Raw genomic sequence first — 462 nt, forward strand, 5'->3', positions numbered from 1 at the left:
CGATCAATACCGATCATGTTGCGGCCCACTGGGACGACCTGCTGCGTCTGGTCACATCCATTCGGAGTGGAACCGTGACGGCCTCGGCCATGCTGCGGAAGCTCGGATCTTATCCCCGTCAGAATGGTCTGGCTGTGGCCTTGCGTGAAGTTGGCCGGATCGAGCGGTCGGTTTTCATGCTCGACTGGATACAGGATCTGGATTTGCGCAGGCGAACCCAGGCAGGGCTCAACAAGGGAGAAGCCCGGAATGCGCTGGCTCGGGCGCTCTTCTTCAACCAGCTTGGTGAACTGCGGGATCGGCGTTTTGAAAATCAGGCTTATCGAGCGTCAGGTTTAAACCTGCTGGTGGCAGCGGTTATCCTATGGAATACGCGCTATCTTCAGTCTGCCATCGCAACGCTCGGCATTTCCGATGACCTGGCGCGGCATATTGCACCCCTCGGCTGGGAGCATATCTCTC

Annotated in this window: 1 protein-coding gene; it reads left to right on the forward strand. The window is 58.0% G+C overall.

Features of this window, described 5'->3' with window-relative positions; all coding sequences use genetic code 11:
* On the forward strand, positions 1-462 hold a 462-nt coding region (locus tag KP705_RS17545; protein WP_215765208.1), incomplete at both ends, for a Tn3 family transposase.

This window comes from Gluconobacter sp. P1D12_c (assembly GCF_018812105.1).
Lineage (GTDB): Bacteria > Pseudomonadota > Alphaproteobacteria > Acetobacterales > Acetobacteraceae > Gluconobacter > Gluconobacter oxydans_A.